Source organism: Streptomyces sp. BB1-1-1, assembly GCF_031597775.1.
In the GTDB taxonomy this organism is placed as follows: domain Bacteria; phylum Actinomycetota; class Actinomycetes; order Streptomycetales; family Streptomycetaceae; genus Streptomyces; species Streptomyces thinghirensis.
The window spans coordinates 7,043,024-7,066,757 of sequence record NZ_CP134203.1 but is presented as its reverse complement, the minus strand read 5'-3'; the positions used below and the strand labels follow the sequence as shown (position 1 = coordinate 7,066,757).

Annotated in this window: 22 protein-coding genes and 1 riboswitch; of the genes, 6 read left to right on the top strand and 16 right to left on the bottom strand. The window is 71.7% G+C overall.

The genetic code is table 11. The features are described 5' to 3' along the window. Positions 1 to 7: 7 nt before the first annotated feature. The 3 genes from RI578_RS32405 to RI578_RS32395 all read right to left on the bottom strand — a co-directional run bounded on the left by RI578_RS32405 (position 8) and on the right by RI578_RS32395 (position 3,626). Positions 8 to 943 (bottom strand): polyprenol monophosphomannose synthase, encoded by a 936-nt coding sequence (locus RI578_RS32405; RefSeq protein ID WP_310874364.1) that lies wholly within the window; start codon positions 941 to 943, stop codon positions 8 to 10. A gap of 525 nt (positions 944 to 1,468) precedes the next feature. After that, a complete protein-coding gene (locus RI578_RS32400; protein ID WP_310874363.1) occupies positions 1,469 to 3,073 on the bottom strand; it encodes an amidohydrolase in 1,605 nt (534 codons plus the stop codon). A 112-nt stretch (positions 3,074 to 3,185) separates the two neighbouring features. Continuing rightward, positions 3,186 to 3,626 carry an Lrp/AsnC family transcriptional regulator gene (locus tag RI578_RS32395; RefSeq protein ID WP_121745856.1) on the bottom strand — a complete coding sequence of 147 codons (441 nt, stop codon included), beginning with the start codon at positions 3,624 to 3,626 and terminating at the stop codon, positions 3,186 to 3,188. 268 nt (positions 3,627 to 3,894) lie between these two features. Between RI578_RS32395 and RI578_RS32390 the strand changes: the two genes are divergently transcribed. Both RI578_RS32390 and RI578_RS32385 read left to right on the top strand, forming a co-directional pair. Continuing rightward, positions 3,895 to 4,332: a hypothetical protein gene (locus tag RI578_RS32390; protein WP_310874362.1), complete on the top strand. Its 438-nt coding sequence runs from the start codon at positions 3,895 to 3,897 to the stop codon at positions 4,330 to 4,332. A gap of 225 nt (positions 4,333 to 4,557) precedes the next feature. Continuing rightward, complete coding sequence (locus RI578_RS32385) at positions 4,558 to 4,857, top strand: hypothetical protein (protein WP_210961409.1); 300 nt, start codon at positions 4,558 to 4,560, stop codon at positions 4,855 to 4,857. On the opposite strand, the gene RI578_RS32380 is transcribed toward RI578_RS32385, so the two are convergent. Continuing rightward, on the bottom strand, positions 4,820 to 5,992 hold the full coding sequence (locus tag RI578_RS32380) for an acyl-CoA dehydrogenase (RefSeq protein ID WP_310874361.1): 1,173 nt from the start codon (positions 5,990 to 5,992) through the stop codon (positions 4,820 to 4,822). The two genes, RI578_RS32385 and RI578_RS32380, sit on opposite strands and share 38 nt — an antisense overlap. Positions 5,993 to 6,314: 322 nt before the next feature. On the opposite strand from RI578_RS32380, the gene RI578_RS32375 reads away from it, so the two are divergent. After that, positions 6,315 to 7,559: a glycoside hydrolase family 18 protein gene (locus RI578_RS32375; RefSeq protein ID WP_310874360.1), complete on the top strand. Its 1,245-nt coding sequence runs from the start codon at positions 6,315 to 6,317 to the stop codon at positions 7,557 to 7,559. A gap of 62 nt (positions 7,560 to 7,621) precedes the next feature. Here RI578_RS32375 and RI578_RS32370 read toward each other — a convergent pair whose 3' ends face one another. From RI578_RS32370 to RI578_RS32360, 3 genes are all read right to left on the bottom strand, one after another. Continuing rightward, positions 7,622 to 8,281, bottom strand: a complete 660-nt coding sequence (locus RI578_RS32370; protein WP_310874359.1) for a TetR/AcrR family transcriptional regulator — start codon at positions 8,279 to 8,281, stop codon at positions 7,622 to 7,624. Positions 8,282 to 8,363: 82 nt separating this feature from the next. After that, complete coding sequence (locus RI578_RS32365) at positions 8,364 to 8,504, bottom strand: SCO1431 family membrane protein (RefSeq protein ID WP_121745862.1); 141 nt, start codon at positions 8,502 to 8,504, stop codon at positions 8,364 to 8,366. A 162-nt stretch (positions 8,505 to 8,666) separates the two neighbouring features. After that, positions 8,667 to 10,046, bottom strand: a complete 1,380-nt coding sequence (locus RI578_RS32360; RefSeq protein WP_310874358.1) for a peptidase C39 family protein — start codon at positions 10,044 to 10,046, stop codon at positions 8,667 to 8,669. Between the two features lie 269 nt (positions 10,047 to 10,315). Between RI578_RS32360 and RI578_RS32355 the strand changes: the two genes are divergently transcribed. Continuing rightward, positions 10,316 to 10,969 (top strand): hypothetical protein, encoded by a 654-nt coding sequence (locus RI578_RS32355; protein ID WP_310874357.1) that lies wholly within the window; start codon positions 10,316 to 10,318, stop codon positions 10,967 to 10,969. A 431-nt stretch (positions 10,970 to 11,400) separates the two neighbouring features. After that, entirely contained in the window at positions 11,401 to 13,260 is a 1,860-nt protein-coding gene (locus RI578_RS32350; protein WP_310874356.1) for an AAA family ATPase, read from the top strand. A 177-nt stretch (positions 13,261 to 13,437) separates the two neighbouring features. Here the strand turns inward: RI578_RS32350 and RI578_RS32345 are convergent, their stop codons facing one another. The 9 genes from RI578_RS32345 to RI578_RS32305 all read right to left on the bottom strand — a co-directional run bounded on the left by RI578_RS32345 (position 13,438) and on the right by RI578_RS32305 (position 20,779). Further along, the gene (locus tag RI578_RS32345) at positions 13,438 to 14,487 is read right to left on the bottom strand and encodes a hemolysin family protein (RefSeq protein ID WP_310874355.1); all 1,050 of its coding nucleotides are present in this window, start codon (positions 14,485 to 14,487) and stop codon (positions 13,438 to 13,440) included. Further along, positions 14,484 to 15,818 carry a hemolysin family protein gene (locus RI578_RS32340; RefSeq protein WP_310874354.1) on the bottom strand — a complete coding sequence of 445 codons (1,335 nt, stop codon included), beginning with the start codon at positions 15,816 to 15,818 and terminating at the stop codon, positions 14,484 to 14,486. The genes RI578_RS32345 and RI578_RS32340 overlap by 4 nt, the downstream gene beginning before the upstream one ends. A 205-nt stretch (positions 15,819 to 16,023) precedes the next feature. After that, positions 16,024 to 16,500 carry a PH domain-containing protein gene (locus RI578_RS32335; protein WP_310874353.1) on the bottom strand — a complete coding sequence of 159 codons (477 nt, stop codon included), beginning with the start codon at positions 16,498 to 16,500 and terminating at the stop codon, positions 16,024 to 16,026. Positions 16,501 to 16,520: 20 nt separating this feature from the next. After that, the gene (gene hisG / locus RI578_RS32330; RefSeq protein WP_310874352.1) at positions 16,521 to 17,378 is read right to left on the bottom strand and encodes an ATP phosphoribosyltransferase; all 858 of its coding nucleotides are present in this window, start codon (positions 17,376 to 17,378) and stop codon (positions 16,521 to 16,523) included. Between the two features lie 48 nt (positions 17,379 to 17,426). After that, on the bottom strand, positions 17,427 to 17,699 hold the full coding sequence (locus RI578_RS32325; protein ID WP_030951748.1) for a phosphoribosyl-ATP diphosphatase: 273 nt from the start codon (positions 17,697 to 17,699) through the stop codon (positions 17,427 to 17,429). Positions 17,700 to 17,733: 34 nt separating this feature from the next. Continuing rightward, positions 17,734 to 18,219, bottom strand: coding sequence for a 6,7-dimethyl-8-ribityllumazine synthase (ribH, locus tag RI578_RS32320; protein ID WP_121745867.1), 486 nt, complete (start codon positions 18,217 to 18,219; stop codon positions 17,734 to 17,736). Positions 18,220 to 18,240: 21 nt separating this feature from the next. Further along, on the bottom strand, positions 18,241 to 19,530 hold the full coding sequence (locus tag RI578_RS32315; RefSeq protein ID WP_310874351.1) for a bifunctional 3,4-dihydroxy-2-butanone-4-phosphate synthase/GTP cyclohydrolase II: 1,290 nt from the start codon (positions 19,528 to 19,530) through the stop codon (positions 18,241 to 18,243). Further along, positions 19,527 to 20,171, bottom strand: coding sequence for a nicotinamide mononucleotide transporter family protein (locus RI578_RS32310; protein WP_310874350.1), 645 nt, complete (start codon positions 20,169 to 20,171; stop codon positions 19,527 to 19,529). The genes RI578_RS32315 and RI578_RS32310 overlap by 4 nt, the downstream gene beginning before the upstream one ends. Beyond that, positions 20,168 to 20,779 (bottom strand): riboflavin synthase, encoded by a 612-nt coding sequence (locus RI578_RS32305; protein WP_310874349.1) that lies wholly within the window; start codon positions 20,777 to 20,779, stop codon positions 20,168 to 20,170. Before RI578_RS32305 ends, RI578_RS32310 begins: the two co-directional genes overlap by 4 nt. Before the next feature lie 151 nt (positions 20,780 to 20,930). Then, positions 20,931 to 21,061, bottom strand: a riboswitch (FMN riboswitch). A 215-nt stretch (positions 21,062 to 21,276) separates the two neighbouring features. Between RI578_RS32305 and RI578_RS32300 the strand changes: the two genes are divergently transcribed. Then, entirely contained in the window at positions 21,277 to 23,658 is a 2,382-nt protein-coding gene (locus RI578_RS32300; protein ID WP_310874348.1) for a chitinase C-terminal domain-containing protein, read from the top strand. Positions 23,659 to 23,734 lie beyond the last annotated feature (76 nt).

Below are 23,734 nucleotides of genomic sequence, written 5' to 3'. Positions count from 1 at the left end.
GGGACGATCAGGCGTTCTTGTCGGTCGCCTGTGTCGACTTGTCAACCGACTCGGGCGACTGCTTGTCACCCGACTCGGCCGGCTGCGCGGTCGGCTCGGCGTCCGCCCGCTTCGCGACCGGCCCGTCCACCGCCCTGTCGGGCTGCCTGTCGGGCTGCCTGTCGCGGCCCAGGACCTTGCCGACCCGCTCCCCCACACCCCACGTGGTGACCCGCCACAGCGCCTCCACGAGGATGTCGCGGCTCATCTTGGAGTCGCCGAGTTCACGCTCGACGAACGTGATCGGCACCTCGACGACGTGGTAGCCCGCCTTGATCGCGCGGCGGGCGAGGTCGACCTGGAAGCAGTAGCCCTGGGAGGAGACCTCTTCCAGGCCGAGGCCCTCCAGGGTCTCGCGGCGGAAGGCGCGGTAGCCGCCCGTGATGTCGCGCAGCGGCAGGTCCAGCGCGAGGCGCGAGTACATGCTGCCCCCGCGGGAGATGAACTCGCGGGACTTGGGCCAGTTCACCACCCTGCCGCCGGGCACCCAGCGGGAGCCGAGCACCAGGTCGGCGCCCTTGAGGGCGGTCAGCAGGCGGGGCAGTTCCTCGGGCTGGTGGGAGCCGTCGGCGTCCATCTCGATCAGCACGCCGTAGCCGTGCTCCAGGCCCCAGCGGAAGCCCGCGAGGTAGGCGGCGCCCAGGCCCTCCTTGCCCTTGCGGTGCAGGACCTGGACGTGGTCGTCCTCGGCGGCCAGCTCGTCGGCGAGCTTGCCGGTGCCGTCGGGGCTGTTGTCGTCGGCGACCAGAACGTGCGCCTCGGGGACCGCCTCGCGCACGCGCGCGACGATCGCCTTGATGTTCTCCACCTCGTTGTAGGTCGGAATGATCACCAAGGCCGTGCCCAGGGGGCCGAACCGCCTCCCCTGCCCCGCTACCGCGGGCGTCCCGTCGCCGTCGTTCACCGCTGCCCCTTCATGTCCGTACGCAGAGGACCACCATAATGGCCGCGGCCTGCGGCGACGTGACAGGACGCCCGTACGGTGGTGTCGTTTCCCCGGGACCGGGGTATGGATGGCCGATTAGGACCGTTTGCACGGCGGATGGGGGCCCGGCGCCCTTCGGGCCGACCTGGGACCCGCCGGCTGCGGGTCGACCTAAGCCGTTGTCTACTGAGCGCCCGGGCCCCACCCGGGTCACACCTCCCGACCGGCCGGAACGTTCCCTCGTCGCGGCGCGAGCGCTGAGCCTGGCTCCCAGTGGCGGTGCCCCGGTGCGGCACACCGTCCCTGACCCAGCGGCGCCGCGACGCGTGCGCGGAAGATTCCCCGGTCGGACGTCCGGTGGTGGACTCGGCCGAACCTACCGGCCCCCCGCCGTCGCCTGTCAACAGTCGTTCGACCTGCGGCTTCAGCCTCAAAGCCCAGGTCAGCGCGGAGGACGCGCAGGTCGTACCCGGGAGAAGATCATCGCCCCGTCGGCCGTGTGGATCACTCGCCCGGCCGTACGAAGACCGTGCGGCCGCCCACCACGGTGCGCAGGCAGACGGGCAGGTCCCGGCCCGGAGTCAGATCGGGCAGGCCGGGGGTGCCGGAGCGCGGGTCGGTCGACCAGCGCGCCACCCGGTCGTCGGGGGCCTGGACCACGAGCTCGCCGGTACGCCACACGGCGTAGTCCGCGGGCGCGCCCGGCACCAGGACGCCCGCGTCGTCGCGTCCGATCGCCCGCCAGCCGCCGCGCGTGTGCGCCGTGAACGCCGCGCGGACGGAGACGCGGTGTTCGGCCGTGCGGTGGAAGGCGGCGGCCCGGACGGTGCCCCACGGGTCGAGGGGCGTGACCGGGCTGTCGGAGCCGAAGGCGAGCGGGACACCGGCGCGCAGCAGGGCGGCGAAGGGGTTGAGGGCGCGGGCCCGCTCGGCGCCCAGGCGCTGGGCGTACATCCCGTCCTCGCCGCCCCACAGCGCGTCGAAGGCGGGCTGGACGGAGGCGGTCAGCCCCAGTTCGGCGAAGGCCGCCACGGTCTCGGGGGTGAGCATCTCGGCGTGCTCGACGCGGTGCCGGGCGGCGCGGATCCGGGCGAGGCCGACCTTCTCGGCGGCGGCGCGCACGCCCTCCACGACGGCGGTCACGGCGGCGTCGCCGATGGCGTGGAAGCCCGCCTGGAGGCCGGCCTCGGTGCAGGCGACGACGTGGGCGGCGACCGCGGCGGCGTCCAGGTAGGCGGCGCCGGTGTGGCCGGCGTCGGCGTACGGCTGGTGCAGGCAGGCGGTGTGGGAGCCGAGGGCGCCGTCCACGAAGAGGTCGCCGGCGGCGCCGATCGCGCCCAGCTCGCGCGCCTTGTCGACGTCCTGTTCGGCCCAGTAGCCGATCACCCGCGGGCCGGGCTCCTCTGCCGACAGGCGCAGCAGTCCGGTGAGGTCGTCCTCGGAGGAGATCTCCGGTCCTGCGCACTCGTGAACGGTTCCGATGCCGAGGGAGACGGCGTGCGCGAGGGCGGCGCGCTGGGCCTCGGCGCGCTGGGCGGGGGCGACGGCCCCGAGGGCGGCGGCGCGTACGGCGTGGTGGGCGTCGGCGGTGAGCGGGCCGTCCGCGCGGGCCACGTCACCGGGGACGAGGTCGAGCAGGGCGGTGGTGACGACGGCCGAGTGGACGTCGATACGGCTGAGGTAGAGGGGCCGCCCGCCGGTGGCCGCGTCCAGCTCGGCGCGCGTCGGCGGCAGTCCGTCGGGCCAGCGGGAGGCGTCCCAGCCGTGGCCGAGGAGGACCCGGTCGTCCGGTCGGGCCGCGGCGAAGTCCCGTACGAGGGCGAGGGCCGCCTCACGGGTGGGGGCGCCGGAGAGGTCGAGGCCGGTGAGGGCGAGGCCGGTGGACGTGGTGTGCACGTGTGCGTCGGTGAAGGCCGGGGTGACCAGGGCGCCGTCCAGGTCGACCACCTCGTCCACGCCGTCCGCGAAGGCGTCCGCGGCGCCCTCGGAGCCGACCCAGGCGACCTGGCCGCGTTCGACGACCATCGCCGTCGCGAAGGGGTCGGCGGGACTGTGGACCTCGCCGCGGCGCAGCAGGACGGTCGTGGACGGGGTGGTGGACTCACTCATGAGCACCAGTCTCGCCCCTCGCGCGTACGGCTCCGCACGCAGGTCGCCGCCGCGCGGGGCGTGGGCGCCCCGGACGTCCGGATCCGCGAGGGCAGGGCCGCGCGGCCGCCGGTCAGATCCGCGGCGGCCGGGCCTCGTACGGCGTCGACAGCACCACGGTGGTCCGCGTCGACACCCCTGCCAGGGAACGCACCCGGGCGAGCAGTTCCTCCAGTCCGTGCGGGGTCGACACGCGCACCTTGAGGATGTAGTTCTCGTCGCCCGCAACGCTGTGGCAGGCCTCGAGTTCGGGGACGCCGGCCAGACGGTCCGCGATGTCGTCGGGGGCGCTGGGGTCGAACGGTTTCACCGAGATGAAGGCGGTGATCGGCAGCCCGACGGCCTCCGGGTCGACGACCGCGGCGTAACCGCGGATGACGCCACGCTGTTCCAGCCGCCGCACCCGCTGGTGCACGGCCGACGTGGACAGGCCCGTGGCCTTGCCCAGGTCTGTGTAGCTCATCCGCCCGTCCTTGACGAGCAGCTGCACGATCTGTCGGTCCAGCTCCTCCATGGCGCAAGAACCTACAGTGCGGTTGATCTCCTCGGATACCTGAGCAACCCAGGTCATGCCCGGTTCGTGATGTGACGGGGAGTCGGCCGGCGGGCCGAGTGGGGACAAACCCGCCGCACGGGGCACCTGCGAGCGGCATGTGACGAAGACCACACCCTCCGAACAGTCTCCGTGATGCTCTCGTGATTACCCCGTAGAGGGGACGGGAAGTGCTTGCTGTGGTCGAGGCCGCAGTGCCGTCACGGCCCAGCCCGAGGGGGAGAATCCCATGCAGAGTCTTAAGCGCCCTGGTCGTACCGCGCCCAAGCGGCAGCAGCCGGTCGTCGAGCCCGTATCGGAGGGCGTCGAACCCGACGCCTTCGACGACGAGGAACTCGACACCTACGACACCTTCGAGATGTACCGGGTGATCTGCCCGGACTGCGCCCAGCCCATCGCCCTGCTGGCGGACGAGGAGGTGCTGCCGGAGCACGCCCTGTGCGCCTCGCCGTGGAACCCGTTCGGGCTCTCGGTCTGCGCCGGCACCGGCCGCCGGGCCACCGAGGCCCGGCCCGCCGACGAGTCGTTCAAGCCCCACGAGCAGGACACCGCCCTGCTGTTGACGCTCCCCCAGGGCCTCGACTGGCGGACCCAGCCCTTCTCCCACGTCGGCGGCCCGGGCTCGCGCCCGATGCGGGTGCCGACGATGCGGCGCGAGGCGGCCTGAGCACCCACGGTCCGGGGGGACACCCGATTCCGCCGACCCACCCGCGCCACGGCTCACAGCAGGCCGCCGTGGTGCGGGCCGGTGCGTTCTTGGCCGGTCGGGCCGGTGCGGGGCGACGGTACGTCAGGTCCGTTTCGGCAACGGCGACCCGACGGCGGACGCCCGCGAACTCACGCTCGATTCAGCGGGCCGGTGACCTGTCCGCCTTTGCCGCGTTGCCCGGGTATGACCCCCACGTACTCGGCGACCGGACATCGGCGCCGTGTGTTCGTCCCGGTGCCCGCGGGACCGGTTCCGCCCGCTCCGCAACTCCCGGACCCGCCGATCTACCGTGAGCTGATGCGGACCTGGGCCGACCGTGGCCGCACCCTGCCGGGGCGCCACGACCCGGAGTGGGTCCGGCTCGCGGCGCCTCCGCGCGGCCTCGGGGACTTCTTCACCACCGGGGACCTGTTCACCACCGGCGACTTCCGCGTCGCCGGCACCTTCAGCGTTCCTCTGGACCCGCGAGGTGACGGGCGATGACCATCCGCTGGATCTGGTTGGTGCCCTCGACGATCTGCAGCACCTTGGCCTCGCGCATGTACCGCTCGGCCGGGAAGTCCGCGGTGTAGCCGTACCCGCCGAGGATCTGCACGGCGTCGGTGGTGGCCCGCATCGCCGTGTCGGTGCAGTGCAGCTTGGCCATGGCCGCCTGCTTGGCGAACGGCAGTCCGGCGTCGCGCAGCCGTGCCGCGGTCAGGTACAGCGCGCGGCCGGCCTCGATCTGGGTCGCCATGTCGGCGAGCATGAAGCGCAGTCCCTGGAAGTCGGAGATCGGCTTGCCGAACTGCCGCCGGTCGGCCGCGTACGACACCGCCTCGTCCAGCGCCGCCTGGGCCACACCGATGGCGCAGGCGGCGATGCCCAGCCGCCCGGAGTCGAGTGCGGACAGGGCGATCGCGAAGCCCTGGCCCTCGTCTCCGAGGCGCCGGGCGTCGGGGACCCGCACGCCGTCGAGGTGGACCTGCGCGGTGGGCGAGCCCTTCAGCCCCATCTTCTTCTCGGGCACCGCGGCGCTCAGCCCCTCGGCGTCGCCGGGGACGAGGAAGGCGGTGATCCCGCGCGGTCCCTCCTCCCCCGTGCGCGCCATGACGGTGTAGAAGTCGGCGATGCCGCCGTGCGTGATCCACGCCTTGGTACCGGTGAGCACCCAGTCGTCGCCGTCGCGTACGGCCTTGGTGCGCAGTGAGGCGGCGTCCGAGCCGGAGGCGGGTTCGGAGAGGCAGTAGGCGCCGAGCAGGCCGCCGCCGAGCATCGCGGGCAGGTGCTCGATCTGCTGTTCCTTGGTGCCGTAGGCGGCGAGCGCGTAGGAGGCGAGCGTGTGCACGCTGACGCCGAGACCGACGGTGAGGCGGGCCGCGGCGAGTTCTTCGAGGACCTGGAGGTAGACCTCGTACGGCTGCTCGCCGCCGCCGTACTCGGCGTCGTAGGGCAGGCCGAGCAGGCCGGAGTCGGAGAGCAGGGTGAAGACCTCGCGCGGGAAGCGTCCGGCGTCCTCCTCCTCGGCCGCGCTCGGGGCGATCTCACGATGCGCGATGTCGCGGACGAGCGAGATCAGATCCCGTGCCTCGTCCGTGGGCAGTTGCCGGTCCACCGGCTGCGGGGCGCGGTCGGGCATGGCGACGCTCTCCTCCCTGTCGGGCACATCGGCGGATGCGCGCCTTGGGTGGAGGCGGCCGCCGGGTCGTACGGGCCTGGCCGATGCTCGCACTCCCGGGTCGCGGAAGCGGCTGACCAGCGGCTGTGCGCTGTGAGTATGCCCGATCGGAGGCATGGAGTCACCAGTTAACGACCGCTTACTTCAAGAAATGTGCACACCGGGAAATGGTCCGCACCATTGACCCCACTGGTCTAGTCCTTCTACGGTGACGGCCCGAACGCCTTACCGCGTTCATGCCAATCGGCGCGCGTTCCCTCTTCCCCCCACGAGGAGACACCCGATGCACGTCCCGCACCTCCCCCGCGTCCGTCCCGTCCGGGCGCTCCTCTCCGCGCTGTGCTCCGTCGCCCTCGGCGCCGGGCTGCTGACCGGCGCCGGCGCGGCCACGGCAGCTCCGGAGGCACCCGCCGCAGGAGCCGCGGCCGGTTCGAAGGCCGTCGGCTACTTCACCGAATGGGGCACCTACGACCGCGAGTACCACGCCAAGAACATCGAGACGTCTGGTTCGGGCGCCGAACTCACCCACATCAACTACGCCTTCGGCAACGTCACCGGCGGCAAGTGCGCCATGGGCGACGCCTACGCGGCGACCGACCGGGCGTACACCGCGGCCGAGTCCGTCGACGGGGTCGCCGACACCTGGGACCAGCCGCTGCGCGGCAACTTCAACCAGCTGCTCAAGCTGAAGAAGAAGCACCCGGACCTCAAGATCCTCTGGTCCTTCGGCGGCTGGACCTGGTCCGGCGGCTTCGCGGAGGCCGCGAGGAACCCGGCCGCCTTCGCCCGGTCCTGCCACGACCTGGTCGAGAACTCCAAGTGGGCCGACGTCTTCGACGGCATCGACATCGACTGGGAGTACCCGAACGCCTGCGGTCTGAGCTGCGACACCAGCGGCCGGGACGCGTTCCCGAGACTGATGAGCGCGCTGCGTGCCGAGTTCGGCCCGGACTACCTGGTCACCGCGGCGATCACGGCCGACGCGACACCCGGCGGCAAGATCGACGCGGCCGACTACGCGGGCGCGGCCCAGTACGTCGACTGGTACAACCCCATGACGTACGACTTCTTCGGCGCCTGGGACGCCACCGGCCCGACCGCTCCGCACTCGCCGCTGAACTCGTACTCCGGCATTCCGAAGGCGGATTACCACACCTCGGCGACCATCGCGAAGCTCAAGGGCCTCGGCATCCCGTCGTCGAAGCTGCTGCTCGGCATCGGCTTCTACGGCCGCGGCTGGACCGGTGTCACCCAGTCCGCACCCGGCGGCACCGCGACCGGCCCGGCGAAGGGGACGTACGAGAACGGCATCGAGGACTACAAGGTGCTCAAGTCCACGTGCCCGGCGACCGGCACGGTGGCCGGCACCGCGTACGCCAAGTGCGGGAGCGATTGGTGGAGCTACGACACGCCGCAGACCATCGCGACCAAGATGACGTACAAGAACCAGCAGGGCCTGGGCGGCACGTTCTTCTGGGAGCTGAGTGGTGACACGGCCGACGGTGAGCTGATCAAGGCGATCGACTGACCGACCCACGGGGGGCGGAGGGGCGGAGGCCGGCTCGGGTCTCCGCCCCTCCGCTGCGTCTGTCAGGAGTCCCGGCGGGCAGGGGCCGGGGCCGGGTAGGCGGGGTCCAGTTCCTCGACGGCGCGCAGGGTGCCGCCGAGCGACTTCACCAGCAGGTCGCGCATGGTCTCGCGGGGCAGTCCGGGACGGCCGATCCAGTCCAGGGTGGCGCCCTCGACGCTGCACACCCAGGAGAGCAGTCCCATGCGGGCCAGCGGTCCGACGTCGGAGCGGCCGTACGCCCCTTCGGCGATGGTGGCGACGATCGCCTCGCGGACACCGTCCCGGATGGCGTGCACCTCGGCGTCGAAGCCGACTCCGCCGCTGACGATCGTGCGGTAGGCGGCCTGGTTGTGCTCGGCGTAGCGCAGATAGCCGTCGATGGTGCGGTGGACGCGGTCCACCTGGGGCAGTTCGGTGCCGCGCGCGGCGGTGGTGACCAGGTCGGCTACGGAGTCCTGGATGATCGCCAGGTAGTAGCCCCGCTTGGACTGGAAGTAGTAGTAGATCAGCCCCTTGGCGACATGCGCCTGGCGGGCGATGTCGTCCATCGAGAGCGCGTCGTAGGACGTGTCGGCGAACAACTTCCGCCCGATGGCGATGAGTTCGGCGCGGCGTGCCGCCGAGCGCTCCGTGCCGCGCGCCCGGGGACGGGCGTCGGCGCGCTGTTGACTAATATTCAATTTCGACCCTGGTCTCCTACGGGCGGCGGGACCTCCGCAGTATGGCAGGTCGGATCGTGGGGCAGGTCACACGAGGGTCACGTCACAGCAGTCCCAGCTGCACCACGAGCATCGCGAACACCACGACGAGGGTCCAGCCCATGACGTGCTCGAGGATCTTCGGACCGTCGTCCTTGGGGCCGCCGGTACGGACACGGGCGGCGGTGGCGGTGTGTGCGGTCATGGCTTCTCGCTGATCTCGACGTTCGGTGGACTCCCCCGGCCCCCAGCGGTTGACCCTGTCCACCTTGCCACCGTGAGCGGCTTTTGCGGCGGAGACCTTGGTCACAGCGGACGGCCCCCGGCGGTGCTTCCGGTGTGCCGGGGGCCGTCGTCGCGGTGCGGGTCAGCGCACGCCGACCGCCGCGAGGGCCTTGCGCTGGCGCTGGCTCGGGTGGGCCGGGAAGTACAGGTAGCAGACGCCGCCGGTGCCGGAGGCGATCTTGCCGGCGGCGTTGTACCGCTTCGTCCTGAGCCAGATGTTCTCCCACTCGCGCCGCTTGTAGACGCGGCGCACGGACTCGTTGTCGTCCGAGGCCGGGTCGTTGGCGATCACGTCGCCGTCGGCGGTGAAACCGATCACGGTCATCAGGTGCCCCGCGGTGCCGTACCCGGCCCCCGTCAGCTCCTTCTCCAGGAAGGACTGGGACGTGATGGCCGGGATGCCGGCCGCGATCAGCGTCTCCAGATCGGTGAGGGAGCCGAGGCGGGTGACCACGCCCTGGAGGCCCTTGAAGGTGGCCGCGTAGGCGGCGTTGAAGGGCCAGTTGCCGCAGCCGGCGTACTGGTAGTCGTACGTGTACCTGGCCGCGTGGCAGACCTGCGGGTCGGCGTAGGAGGGGTCGACCCAGGCGAGCTGCTCCTCGGTGAGGCGGCCGCCCCAGTACTCGATGATCATCTGCGAGGAGGTGGGGCTGCACCAAGCCTCGCCGCCGTTGTCGTACTCGGGGTACTGGCCCTTGTGGATCTCCTGGGAGTAGCGCGGAACGCGCAGCTCCTGGGCGAGGCCGGGGGTGGAGGCGGGGACGGTGAAGCGGTCGGGGACGTCGGAGCCCATCGCGCCGAGCCGCCATACGGTGGGCGTGCTCCTCGTGCCGGGGCGGCGGTAAAGGGTGAGCCTGAGCCGGTAGGAGGCCAGGCGCAGCCCCGTCGAGGCGTCGTCGACGGCGAACGTGTCCGTCCAGACACTGCTCCTGCCGTCGCCCTGGTCGTCGACCGAGGTGCGCCGGATGTCCTGGTCACCGTCGCCGGCCGCCCAGCGGCCCATCACGTACCAGGGGGTGTCCGTGCCGTCGGAGTAGGTGCCCTTGAGCTCGACCTGGAGCCAGGTGCCGCTCGGGGTGTGCGCGTTCCAGGAGGCGATGACCTCGGTCGAGGGCACGGCGAGCCGGTGGACGGGCGAGGTCCAGGTCGCGTACTCCCAGGCTGTGGTCCTGCCGGTGTGCGGGTCGGTGTAGTCGGCGGTGCCGGCCGGGGCGCCGATCACGACGCCGGGCCGGGCGCCCGCGACGGGGCGGGTGCCCTGCGCGGTTCCGCACCGCCAGTCGCGGAACGTGGTCCAGGCGCGGTAGTCGACCTGTCGGCCGGTGGCGCGGTCGGGGTCCGCGCCGCCGGTGCCCGTGCCGGGCGTGGCTTCGGCGGTGGCCGGGATCGCGCTGCCCGCCACGGCGGCGGCGACGGCTGCGGCCAGGACGGTTCTGCGGGACGGCTGTTCGGCTCTGCTCATGGGCGGAAGACCCCCAGGTGTCCGAGTCGGGCGGGTCCGTTGCACGGATGTGCGCCAACTATGGCCGCAGGCGTCCACTCCTGCCAGCACTTCTGCGCACGCCACGCCACGAATATTGGTGTCGACCAGTGGCGTGGAGGGTGGGGAGGCGGAGGAGCGGCGGGACGGAACGGCGGGAGTGGAGGCAGGGGTGGAGGCGGTGTCGCGCGGTGGGCGGGGGCCGCACGGTGGGAGGGCCGGGGGCGCACGGATAAAGTGCGGGGCGAACGATGTCCGCCCCGACACGCAGCCCAGGACCCGCCATCCACGACCTCGCAGCCCGGCTCCGCCGGCTCCCCCCTTCCTGCGGGCCCGTGCGCCTGATCGGCGTCGACGGGTACGCCGGCTCCGGGAAGTCCACGTTCGCCGGACGGTTGGCCGGCGAGCTGGGCGGCGTGCCGGTGCTGCACCTCGACGACATCGCCAGCCACGACGAACTGTTCGAATGGACCGGACGCCTGCTGAGCCAGGTGATCGAGCCCTTGCGACGCGGCGACACCGCGCACTACGCCCCCTACGACTGGCGGGCCCGGTCGTTCGGTGCGTGGCTTGCCCTGCCGCCGGCCCCGGTGGTCCTGGTGGAGGGCGTCGGTGCCGGCCGCGAGGCACTGCGTCCGCACCTGGCCCACCTCCTCTGGATGGAGTTGCCGCGCGAGGAGGCGTGGACCCGCGGGCGGGCGCGCGACGGAGCGGAGCAGCGGGCGTTCTGGGACGGGTGGATCCCGGCGGAGCGCCGGCACTTCGCCGACGACCCCTCGCGCCCCTTCGCGCATCTTCTGGTGCGGCAGATGCAGAAGGGATATGAGGTGCTTCCGGGGCCCGCGGGAACCACCACCGAGCCCTACTTCCTCACTCAGGGTGACGGGCCCTCCGCAGTGTGCTGAACTCGTGAAGATCGCTGCCCGGCAACTCACCGGAGTACCCCAACTCCGCTTGACCCGGGGGCCGTACAGGTCTTACGTTCTGAATGTGCGGCCACTCGAAGCCGCCAGCAGACGCGAAGCCCCCGGTTGTTCCCCCGTGATCGGGGGCTTCGTTCTGTCCTGAGCGCGTTTTCCGGCTGCTCCGTGGCGCGATCCGCTCACCCACCGTCACCGCCCCGCGCGCTCCCCCATCCGCTCCCACCTCGTGCAACGGCCTGTCCCGGCACCCTTCGGAGGAAAGACCGCCGCGGGTACGATGCCATCGGTGCGACCTACGGGCGGTTGCCGCGCGCACCTTGCAACTCCGGTCCGCGGCACAGCCGTTGACCGAGGCGGTCGGCGGGCGACGGCTCGGCGGCATACCGACGGGGGCACGGTACGTGGGGGACGGGATGGACTTCGGCACGCAGGGCTCACAGGCCCCGGCCGACCTCGCCTGGCTGCGCGGCGTGGACGCCTACACCATGGGGGCCTATCCGCAGGCGGAGGAGGAGTTCCGGGCCGCGGTGCGCATCGACCCCACGATGGCCGACGGCTGGCTGGGACTGCACGCGCTGCGCGTCGACACCACCAACGCGCTGCTGAGGATGTACCGGCACCGGGAGCGCTTCGGCGAGCAACGCGCCCGCCACCGCCGCACACTCAACTCCTGGTACTGGCTGGGCTGGTGGGTGCAACCCGTGCTGGAGAACCCCCGCGATCTGCTGCTGGCGCACGCCTCCCACTGGCTCGACGGCCGCCACGTCCCGGAACTGGACCGGGCCCTGGCCGGGCTGCCGCCCGTGGACGCCGACCCCCAGGTCCGCTTCCTGCACGCCTGCCGCGCCTACCTCGTCAAGGACTGGGAACAACTCGTCCGGCACACCGACCCCCTGCTCGGCGATCCCCTGCTGGGTATCGAGGCCGGCCTGTTCAGCGGCATGGCCCGGGTGCGCCTGGAGATGTACGGGCAGGCCGAACCGCTGCTGTCGGCGGCCCTCATGCGGTGCCGCAGCGAGCAGCCGCAGCGCAAGGAGCTGCGCTACTGGCTGGCGCGGGCCCACGAGGGCACGGGCCGCAGCGCCGCGGCCCTGCCGCTGTACCGGGCCGTGCACCGCGTCGACCCGGCCTTCATGGACACCTCGGCCCGGCTGGCGGCGATCGCCGAAGGCGACGGCTACGACGACTCCACCGACCTCGCGGGGCTCGCCCAGGCCGGCCTGGGACCGGAGTGCCTGGACGGTCTCGACCCCCTCTTCGGCATCGAGGAGCGCGACCTCAAGGTCTCCGCGCCCGACCCCTCGCCGGGCGCCGCGCCGCTGCCCCCGCTGAGCGGTCCGTCGGTGCGCGAGAAGCCCGACGGACCGGACCCGTCCCTGCCCACCGGGCCCACCGACCCCGCGTTACTGGAGGAGGCGCTCGCCGAGCTGGAACGCATGGTGGGGCTGGAGCCGGTGAAGCGTCAGGTGAAGGCTCTGTCCGCGCAGCTGAACATGGCGCGGCTGCGGGCCGGGCAGGGCCTGCCGGTCCAGCCACCCAAACGGCACTTCGTCTTCTCCGGCCCCTCCGGCACCGGCAAGACCACCGTGGCCCGCATCCTGGGCCGTGTCTTCTACGCCCTCGGCCTGCTCGGCGGCGACCACCTGGTGGAGGCGCAGCGGGCCGACCTGGTCGGCGAGTACCTCGGCCAGACCGCCGTGAAGGCCAACGAACTGATCGACTCCGCGCTCGGCGGCGTCCTCTTCGTCGACGAGGCGTACTCCCTGTCCAACTCCGGCTACGGCAAGGGCGACGCGTACGGCGACGAGGCGTTGCAGGTGCTGCTGAAACGGGCCGAGGACAACCGGGACCACCTGGTGGTGATCCTGGCCGGCTACCCCGAGGGCATGGACCGGCTGCTGACGGCCAACCCCGGGCTGTCCTCCCGCTTCACGACGCGGGTCGACTTCCCGTCGTACCGGCCGCTGGAGCTGACCTCGATCGGTGAGGTGCTCGCGGCCGAGAACGGGGACGTGTGGGACGAGGAGGCGCTCGACGAGCTGCGCTCGATCGCCGGGCACGTGGTGGACCAGGGGTGGATCGACGAGTTGGGGAACGGGCGGTTCCTGCGGACGCTGTACGAGAAGAGCTGTGCGTATCGGGATCTGCGGCTGTCGGTGTATCCGGGGGTGCTGAGCCGGGACGACCTGGCGACGTTGCGGTTGCCGGATTTGATGCAGGCCTATGGGGAGGTGCTGTCGGGGCGGGGGCCGCAGGACCCTCCGGGGTTGTGAGGCGACCGGTGACGGTGTGGGCCGGGGGTGGGTGTCGCGACCCGGCGTGGCGGGGGCACCCCCCACTCTCGACTCCGCTCGAGCGGGAGGTGCCCCCACCGCCCACCCGTGCCGCCCCAGCGGCACGACTGCCCGCAGATAGGGCGGCGTAGCTGCCCGCAGCTGCGGCTGGGGCGACTAGGTCGCCAGGGTCACCTCTCTGTGGGCCGGGTCTCGTACCTCTCCCACCAGTAGCTCCAGTACGTCCTCCAGGGCGACCAGGCCCAGGGCCCTGCCCGACGCGTCCGTCACCTGGGCCAGGTGGGTCGCCGCCCGGCGCATCACGCTGAGGGCGTCGTCGAGGGGCAGTTCGGGGCGGAGGGTCGCCATCGGGCGCCAGAGCTGCTGCGGGACGGCCCGGTCGGAGTCCTCGGCGTCCAGGAGCAGGTCGAGGACGTCCTTGACGTGGAGGTACCCCATGAAGGCGCCCTTCTCCGCCGCGACCGGGAAGCGCGAGTACCCGGTGCGGGCGGTGAGCGCGACGATCTCGCCCGGCGTGACCGAGGGGCTGACCGTGATCAGGGACTCGCGCCCGAGCAGTACGTCGGTGACCGGGCGGGAGCCGAGTTCCAGGGCGTCCTCCAGGCGTTCCTGCTCCTCCGGGTCGAGCAGGCCCGCCTGGCCGGCGTCCTCCACCAGCCGGTTGAGCTGCTCGCTGGTGAAGACCGCCTCGACCTCGTCCTTGGGCTCGACGTGGAAGAGCCGCAGGATGCCCTGGGCGCAGGCGCCGAGCGCGGCGGTGATGGGCCTGCAGAGGCGGGCGAAGGCGACGAGGCCGGGGCTGAGCCACAGCGCGGCCTTCTCGGGGGCGGCCATCGCGAGGTTCTTCGGCACCATCTCGCCGATGACGAGGTGGCAGAAGACCACCGCGGCCAGCGCGAGCACGTAGCCGAGCGGGTGGATCACGCCGTGCGGCAGGTGGATCCACTCGAAGACCGGCTCCAGCAGATGGGCGACCGTCGGTTCGGCGACCGCGCCGAGGGTGAGTGAGCAGACGGTGATGCCGAACTGGGCGGCGGCCATCATCTGCGGCAGCCGCTCCAGGCCGTACAGCACCTGGCGGGCGCGGGCGGTGCCGAGCGGTTCGATCTGGCTGCGGCGTACCGAGACGAGCGCGAACTCGGCGCCCACGAAGAAGCCGTTGGCGAGCACGAGCAGCGCCGCGAAGAGGAGTTGCAGGACGCTCATCGGGCGGCCTCCAGCACGGACACCGGCGCCGTTCGCACCAGCCGTATCCGTTCGGCGCGGTAGTGGCCGACCTGCCGGACGGCGAGCCGCCAGCCGGGCAGTTCCGCCCGGTCGCCGACGGCCGGGATGCGGCCGAGCAGGTCGGCGACGAGCCCGGCCACGGTCTCGTACGGTCCCTCGGGGGCGTCGAGGCCGATGCGCCGCAGGGCGTCGACGCGGCAGCTGCCGTCGACGTCCCAGGCGGGGCGGCCGTCCTCGGGCGGGGCGGGTGCGAGTTCGGGTACGTCGAGACCGTCGTGCTCGTCGCGGACCTCTCCGACGATCTCCTCCACGATGTCCTCCAGGGTGACGACGCCGGCGGTGCCGCCGTACTCGTCGATGACGACCGCGATGGGCTGCTCGCTGCGCAGGCGGGTGAGCAGCGGTCGTACGGGCAGGGTCTCGGGGACGAGCAGCGCCGGGCGGGCGATCCGGCCGGTGGGGGTGCGGAGCCGGTCGTGCGCGGGTACCGCGAGGGCGTCCTTGAGGTGGACCATGCCGACGATCTCGTCGATCTTCTCCCGGTAGACGGGGAAGCGGGACAGGCCGGTGGCGCGGGTCAGGTTGACCACGTCCTCGGCGGTGGCCGAGGACTGCAGGGCGCTGACCTTCACGCGCGGGGTCATGACGTGCTGCGCGGTCAGTTCGCCCAGCGACAGGGTCCGCACGAAGAGGTCGGCCGTGTCCTGTTCCAGCGCGCCGGCCCGGGCGGAGTGCCGGGCCAGGGAGACCAGTTCGCCGGGGGTGCGGGCGGAGGCCAGCTCTTCGGCCGGTTCGAAGCCGAGGGCGCGGACCAGGCGGTTGGCCACGGCGTTCAGCGCGGCGATCACCGGGTGGAACAGCCGGGCGAAGGCGTGCTGCGGGCCCGCGACGAAGCGCGCGACCTGCAAGGGCTTGGACACCGCCCAGTTCTTGGGCACCAGCTCGCCGATCACCATCTGGACGGCCGAGGCCAGCAGCATGCCGACGACGACGGAGACGCCCGGCACGGCGCCTTCGGGGATGCCGGTCGCGGTGAACGGGCCGTCCAGGAGCTGGGCGAGCGCCGGTTCGGCGAGCATGCCGACGACGAGCGAGGTGATGGTGATGCCGAGTTGGGTGCCGGAGAGCTGGAAGGACAGCTCCTTGAGGGACTCGACGACCCGGCGGGCACGCCGGTCGCCGTCGGCGGCGGCCTGCTCGGCGTCGGGGCGTTCGACGGTCACCAGGCCGAACTCCGCGGCGACGAAGAAGCCGTTGGCGAGGATCAGCAGGAAGGCGGCCGCCAGGAGCAGCAGGGGGGTGGTGGTCATGATGCCGCCGCCTGTGGGGAGTCACAGCAGGGGGCGGCGCAGGTACTGCAGGACGATCCGTCCATCGCCGGAGGGAGTCACTCCTCGGGTAGAGCGGGAACCCCCGCGCACCGGGCGGAGCGACAGGGGCGAGGACGCGACGGCCGCGTCCTCGTTCCCAGATTAATCACGAAAAGGGTGCCCGCGGCAGGGTCGCCGCTCCGCGTCAGCCGCGGGGAGCGTCGGGGGTGGCGGCGGAACGGGCCGCGACGAGGGCGCGCAGAGCACGCGCGTCCTGGATGGCGCGTTGCCGTGCGATGCCCGGCTGGATGCCGAGCGCGGGCAGGCTGGTGCCGTCGCTGAGGTCCAGGAAGGCCCAGGGGTCGCCGTCGCGGAGGTTGACCTGGAGGATCTCGGCCCAGGCGAGGCGCCGCTTGTTGGTGAGGTTGACGACGGTGACGCCCGCCTCGTCGGCGGTGACCCGGGGCCGGGCCAGCAGGAACAGGACCCCGGCGAGGAGGAGGGCGGTCAGCACGAAGCTGAGGCGCTCCCCCGCGCCGAGGCCGTCCAGCAGCATGCCGACCGCCGTGATGGCCGCGAACGTGGCGACGGCGAGGACGACCAGGACCGCACGGGTACGCCCCGGCCGGAAGGTCACGGGCAGTGCGGGCAGGTCGGTGGTGTCCGGCGTGGTGTCGGGCATGGCGTCGCTCCGGGTCGCGCTCAGAGACGGCAGGCGTGGATGGCCGTGGTCAGGATGGCCCGGGCACCGATCTCGTACAGGTCGTCCATGATCCGCTGGGCTTCCTTGGCGGGGACCATCGCGCGGACGGCGACCCAGCCCTCGTTGTGCAGCGGGGAGACGGTCGGGGACTCCAGGCCGGGAGTGAGCGCGACGGCCTTCTCCAGCTGCTCCACGCGGCAGTCGTAGTCCATCATCACGTACGTCCGGGCCACCAGGACGCCCTGGAGGCGGCGCAGGAACTGCTGCACCTTGGGCTCGGTCGTCTCGTCGGGCTCCGCGCCGGAGCGGCGGATGACGATGGCCTCGGACTTCATGATGGGCTCGCCGAAGACCTCCAGGCCCGCGTTGCGCAGGGAGGTCCCGGTCTCGACGACGTCCGCGATGACCCCGGCGACACCGAGTTCGATGGCGGTCTCGACGGCGCCGTCGAGGTGGACGACGGAGGCGTCGACGCCCCGGTCGGCCAGGTGGGCCGCGACGATGCCCTCGTAGGAGGTGGCGACGGTGCGGCCCTTGAGGTCCTCGACGCCGTTCGCGGTGCCCGGCTTGCCGGCGAAGCGGAAGGTCGAGCGGGCGAAGCCGAGCGGGAGGATCTCCTCGGCGTCGGCACCGGAGTCGATCAGCAGGTCACGGCCGGTGATGCCGATGTCGAGCTTGCCGGACGAGACGTAGATCGCGATGTCGCGGGGGCGGAGGTAGAAGAACTCGACCTCGTTCGTCGGGTCGACGATCCGCAGTTCCTTGGACTCGCGGCGCTGCTGGTAGCCGGCCTCATGCAGCATCTCCCCCGCGGGGCCTGACAGGGAACCCTTGTTGGGGACGGCGATGCGCAGCATGAGGTCGGCTTCCTTTGCGTGAAGGGGTGAGAAAAAGGGGGCTGGGCTTTACAGGTGGGCGTAGACGTCGTCCAGGGAGATCCCGCGGGCGACCATCATCACCTGGACGTGGTACAGCAGCTGGGAGATCTCCTCGGCCGCCGCCTCCTTGCCCTCGTACTCGGCGGCCATCCAGACCTCGGCGGCCTCCTCGACGACCTTCTTGCCGATGGCATGGACCCCCTTGTCCACCAGCTCGGCGGTGCGGGAGGTGGCGGGGTCGCCGTTCGCGGCCTTGTGCTGGAGCTCGGTGAAGAGCTCCTCGAAAGTCTTCTTGGACATGGTGGCGCCCACTTTACGCGTAGTGCCGACCGGCCTAACGCCACGGTTCGGATACTGAGCGGAGGGTGGCCGCCGTGGCCACCGCCGCGGTCACCGCCTCGTGGCCCTTGTCCTCGCTGGAGCCCTCGATGCCGGCCCGGTCCAAGGCCTGCTCCTCGGTGTCGCAGGTGAGGACGCCGAAGCCGATGGGGACGCCGGTCTCCACGGAGACCTGGACGAGGCCCTGGGTCACGCCCTGGCACACGTAGTCGAAGTGGGGGGTGCCGCCGCGGATGACGACGCCGAGGGCGACGATCGCGTCGTAGCCGCGGCCCGCGAGGACCTTGGCGACCACCGGCAGCTCGAAGCTGCCGGGAACCCTGAGCAGGGTCGGCTCGTCGATGCCCAGCTCGTGCAGGGCGCGCAGGGCGCCGTCCACCAGTCCGTCCATCACCTTGTCGTGCCACTGTGCCGCGACGACGGCGACCCGCAGGTCCCCCACGTTGCGTACGGACAGCTCCGGTGCACCCTTGCCGCTCACGTGTCTCCTCGTGTTCCTTGCTTACTGGTTGCCGCAGGTGGACACGGGGGTCGTGTCCAGCCAGGGCAGGTCGTGCCCCATCCGGTCCCGCTTGGTGCGCAGGTAGCGGAGGTTGTGCTCGCCGGCCTGGACGGGCATCGGCTCGCGGCCGGTGACCTCGATCCCGTGCCGGACGAGGGCGTCGCTCTTGTCCGGGTTGTTGGTCATCAGGCGCACGGCGCGCACGCCGAGGTCGGTGAGGATCTGGGCGCCGGCGCCGTAGTCGCGGGCGTCGGCGGGCAGGCCGAGTTCCAGGTTGGCGTCGAGCGTGTCCCGGCCCCGCTCCTGGAGCTCGTAGGCGCGCAGCTTGGACATCAGGCCGATGCCGCGCCCCTCGTGGCCGCGCAGGTAGACGACCACTCCCCGGCCCTCGGCCTGGATGCGGTCCAGGGAGGCGTCCAGCTGGGGGCCGCAGTCGCAGCGCTGTGAGCCGAAGACGTCGCCGGTGAGGCACTCGGAGTGGATGCGGACCAGGACGTCCTTCCCGTCGCCGAGGTCGCCGTGGACGAGGGCGACGTGCTCGACGCCGTCGACGGTGGAGCGGTAGCCGTACGCCGTGAACTCGCCGTGCCGGGTGGGCAGCCGGACCTCGGCCTCGCGGCGGACGGTGGGCTCCTCGCTGCGGCGGTAGGAGATGAGGTCCTCGATGGAGATGATCGTCAGCCCGTGCTTGCGGGCGAACGGGATCAGCTCGGGCAGCCGCAGCATGCGCCCGTCCTCGCCGGCGATCTCGACGATGGCGCCGGCCGGGCGCAGGCCCGCGAGGCGGGCGAGGTCGACGGCGGCCTCGGTGTGGCCGTTGCGGACGAGCACGCCGCCGGAGCGGGCGCGCAGCGGGAAGATGTGGCCCGGGCGGACCAGGTCGGTGGGTTCGGCGGTGCCGCTCGCCAGGAGCTGGAGGGTGGTGGCGCGGTCCGAGGCGGAGATGCCGGTGCTCACGCCGTGCGCGGCGGTGGCGTCCACGGAGACGGTGAAGGCGGTCTTCATCGACTCGGTGTTGTCGTCGACCATCTGCGGCAGGCGGAGCCGGTCCAGTTCCTCGCCCTCCATGGGGGCGCAGATCAGGCCGCGGCACTCGCTCATCATGAAGGCGACGATCTCCTCGGTCGCCTTCTCCGCGGCGATGACGAGGTCGCCCTCGTTCTCGCGGTTCTCGTCGTCGACGACCACGACCGGGCGGCCGGCGGCGATGTCGGCGACAGCCTGTTCGACGGGGTCGAGGGCGAGGTCCTCGTAGCCGTCCGTGCTGTAGAGGATGGGTGCCGTGCTCATGCGGGCGCTCCTTCCGGGACGGGCCGCGCCGCGGTACGGGAGCGCAGCCACCAGTCGCGCAGGCCCCACAGGACGAGCGCGCCGTAGATGACGTAGACGAAGCCGGAGAAGGCGAAGCCGTTGGCGAAGTTCAGCGGGACGCCGACCAGGTCGACCAGCAGCCAGGCGAACCAGAACTCGACCATGCCGCGTGCCTGGGCGTACATGGCGACGACGGTGCCGACGAAGATGTAGGCGTCCGGCCAGGGGTCCCAGGACAGGGTCGGGTAGGCGGTGAACAGGCCGCCCACCGCGAGGGTGCCGACGGCGGCCGCGGCGAGCAGGGCGCCGCGCTCGCGCCAGGTGGCGAACCGGACGGCGATGGAGCCGTCCTGCGTCTGCTGCCGGCCGCGGTTCCACTGCCAGAAGCCCCAGGCGGCGACGACCATGACGACGATCTGCTTGCCGGCGCTGCCGGAGAGGTGGGCGGTGGCGAAGGCCGTGAAGAGGATGAGCCCGGAGACGAACTGCACGGGCCAGGTCCAGATGGAGCGCCGCCAGCCGAGCGCGAGGCCGAGCAGACCGATCACGTTGCCGATCATGTCCGACCACTTGATGTGCTGGTCGAAGAGCGTGAACGCCTCGGAGTTGAGCCAGTTCACTTGGTGTCTCCCTGGGCGGCCCGGGCGCCGAGCAGGCGCTCGACGTACTTGGCGATGACGTCCACCTCGAGGTTGACCGGGTCGCCGGGCTGCTTCAGGCCCAGCGTGGTCAGGGCGAGGGTGGTGGGGATGAGGCTGACGGTGAAGAAGTCGGGGCCGGCGTCGACGACGGTGAGGCTGATGCCGTCGACGGTGATGGAGCCCTTCTCCACGACGTAGCGGGAGAGGTCCGCGGGCAGGGAGATCTTCACGAGCTCCCAGTGCTCGGAGGGCTCGCGCTCCAGGATCTCGCCGGTGCCGTCGACGTGGCCCTGCACGATGTGCCCGCCGAGGCGGGCGCCGACGGCGGTGGGGCGCTCCAGATTGACGCGGGAGCCGGTGGTGAGGACGCCCAGGCTGGAGCGGTTGAGGGTCTCCGCCATCACGTCGGCGGTGAACTCGTCGCCCTCGTGGTCGACGACGGTGAGGCAGACGCCGTTGACGGCGATGGAGTCGCCGTGCTGTGCCCCTTCGGTGACCAAGGGGCCGCGCAGGCGGAAGCGACAGGCGTCGTCGAGCGTCTCGACGGCGGTGATCTCGCCCAGCTCTTCGACGATTCCGGTGAACACTTCCCGGGTCCTCCTGCCTCTTCGGGCACGGACTCCGGGGCTGTCGAGAGCGACAGAGATCGCGAGCGAGGGCACAGGGAGCGACGACGCCGGACGGCCCACCCGTGACGGGCGAGCCCAGAGATCGGCGGCGCGCACGTGTGCTCGCCCGCGGCGCACTGCCTCCCATCCGGACTTTAACCGTCGGTCCAGGAATTTCACCTGGTCAACCGGTCGCTGGAGGCGACCGGGTCGCGGACTGTAACCGCCGGTTCGGACTTTCACCGACCCCGGAGTGCGCTGCTTCTGGTACAGGGTCAGTGTGCCACGCCTGATCGCCGTCCATGCGGACGGAGTGTGTGGGGTGGCTCACAGAGCGCTCCTCCGCGAGGCCCGGCCGCGTCACGGCCGCCCCAACTGGACTACTGTCGCCCGGCCTTGAGATTGGTCCATACCTATTGACTCACTGGTCTAGTCCTCTCTAGGGTCTGCGCAACTTCCGTGGAGAGGAACCGACTGTGCCTTCCCCGTCACGCTCCAGATCCCGCCACAGAGCGGGGCCCGCCCTGTTCGCGGCGGTCGCCGCCGTCGCCGGCCTGCTGCTCGCCGGCCTCCCCGCGACCGCGTCGCAGGCCGCCGACCAGGAGACCTGTCGCCCCGACGGCCTCTACCGCACCCCCGGCGTCGACGTCCCCTACTGCTCGGTCTACGACTCCGCGGGCCGCGAGAAGATGGGCGCCGACCACCCGCGCCGCGTGATCGGCTACTTCACGAGCTGGCGCACCGGCAAGGACGGCAAGCCCGCCTATCTCGCCTCCGACATCCCGTGGGACAAGATCACCCACATCAACTACGCCTTCGCGCACGTGGACGGCGGCAACAAGCTCTCCGTCGGCCCGGACAGCGCGAAGAACCCGGCGACCGGCATGACGTGGCCCGGGGTCGAGGGCGCCGAGATGGACCCGGGCCTCCCCTACAAGGGCCACTTCAACCAGCTGACCAAGTTCAAGAAGCAGCACCCGGACGTCAAGACGATGATCTCGGTGGGCGGCTGGGCCGAGACGGGCGGCTACTTCGCCGACGACGGCAGCCGCGTGGACTCGGGCGGCTTCTACTCGATGGCCACCAACGCCGACGGCTCGGTCAACCAGGCCGGCATCGACACCTTCGCGGACTCCGCGGTCGACTTCGTGCGGAAGTACGGCTTCAACGGCGTGGACATCGACTACGAGTACCCGACGACGATGAAGGACGCGGGCAACCCGCTCGACTGGTCCTTCGCCAACGGCCGCCGGGCCGGGCTGGTCAAGGGCTACGCGGCCCTGATGAAGACGCTGCGCGAGAAGCTCGACCACGCGGGCGCCGCGGACGGCAGGCACTACCTCCTCTCCGTCGCCGCGCCGTCCTCCGGTTACCTGCTGCGCGGCATGGAGACCTTCCAGGTCCAGAAGTACCTGGACTACGTCAACATCATGTCGTACGACCTGCACGGTGCCTGGAACGAGCACGTGGGCCCGAACGCCTCCCTCTTCGACGACGGCAAGGACTCCGAGCTCGCCGCCGCGGGCGTGTACACCACCTCCCAGTACGGCGGCATCGGCTACCTCAACACCGACTGGGCCTACCACTACTTCCGCGGCTCGATGCCGGCCGGCCGCATCAACATCGGCCTGCCGTACTACACGCGCGGCTTCAAGAACGTCACCGGCGGCACCGACGGGCTCTGGGGCAAGGCACCCGCCACGGACTGCCCGGCCGGCTCCGGTCTTACCAAGTGCGGCGACGGGGCGGTGGGCATCGACAACCTGTGGCACGACCTGGACACAAACGGCGAGGAGTCGCCCGCGGGTTCCAACCCGATGTGGCACGCGAAGAACCTGGAGAAGGGCGTCGTCGGCGACTACGTCACCGACTACGGCTTCCCGGCCGACACCGAGCTGACCGGGACGTACGCCCGCAAGTACGACTCCACGCTGGTCGCGCCCTGGCTGTGGAACGCCGAGAAGAAGGTCTTCCTGTCCACCGAGGACGAGCAGTCGGTCCAGGCCAAGGCGGACTACGTCGTCGACCGCGGCATCGGCGGCACGATGGTGTGGGAGCTCGCGGGCGACTACGCCTGGGACGCGGGCAAGGGGCAGTACGTGCCGGGCTCGACGCTGACCGACACGATGTACGACACGTTCAAGAACGCCTCCCCCTACGGTGCCCAGCGCGCCACGATCGACCTGCCGGCCGAGGCGCTCGACGTCGACGTGGAGTTCGGGCAGTTCCCGCTCGGCGACTCCAACTACCCGATCAGCCCCAAGCTGAAGATCACCAACAACACGAAGACGGCCCTGCCCGGCGGTACGGAGTTCCGGTTCGACTACGCCACCTCCGCGCCCGGCAACGCCAAGGACCAGTCGGGCTGGGGCACTTCGGTGATCCGCAGCGACCACACGGGCGGCAACGTGGGCGGCCTGAAGGGCGACTACCACCGGGTGTCGCTGAAGCTGCCGGCCTGGCAGTCGCTGGCGCCGGGGGCGTCCATCGAGGTGGACTTCGTGTACTACCTGCCGGTGTCGACGCCGTCGAACTGGACGGTCTCCTTCGGTGGGAAGACGTACGCCCTGGCGGGTGATCTGTCCCGGGGAACGACCGTGGTGGAGCCCGGGACGGAGACGCCGACCCCGACGCCCACGCCCACGCCCACGGGGACGGGGTCCCCGAGCCCGAGTCCGAGCCCGACGGACGGCACCGGGCAGTGCACGACCCCGGCCTGGGACGCGGCCACGCCGTACGGCGGCGGCATCACGGTGTCCCACGAGGGGCACTCGTGGAAGTCCAAGTGGTGGACGAAGGGCGAGGAGCCCGGCACCACCGGTGAGTGGGGCGTCTGGCAGGACCTCGGCGCCTGCTGACCCCGGCGAGACCGGCCCGGCGGCGGTGACGAAGGCCCTTGCCCGCCGCCGGGTCTCCCAACGCCAGTCGGTCCGC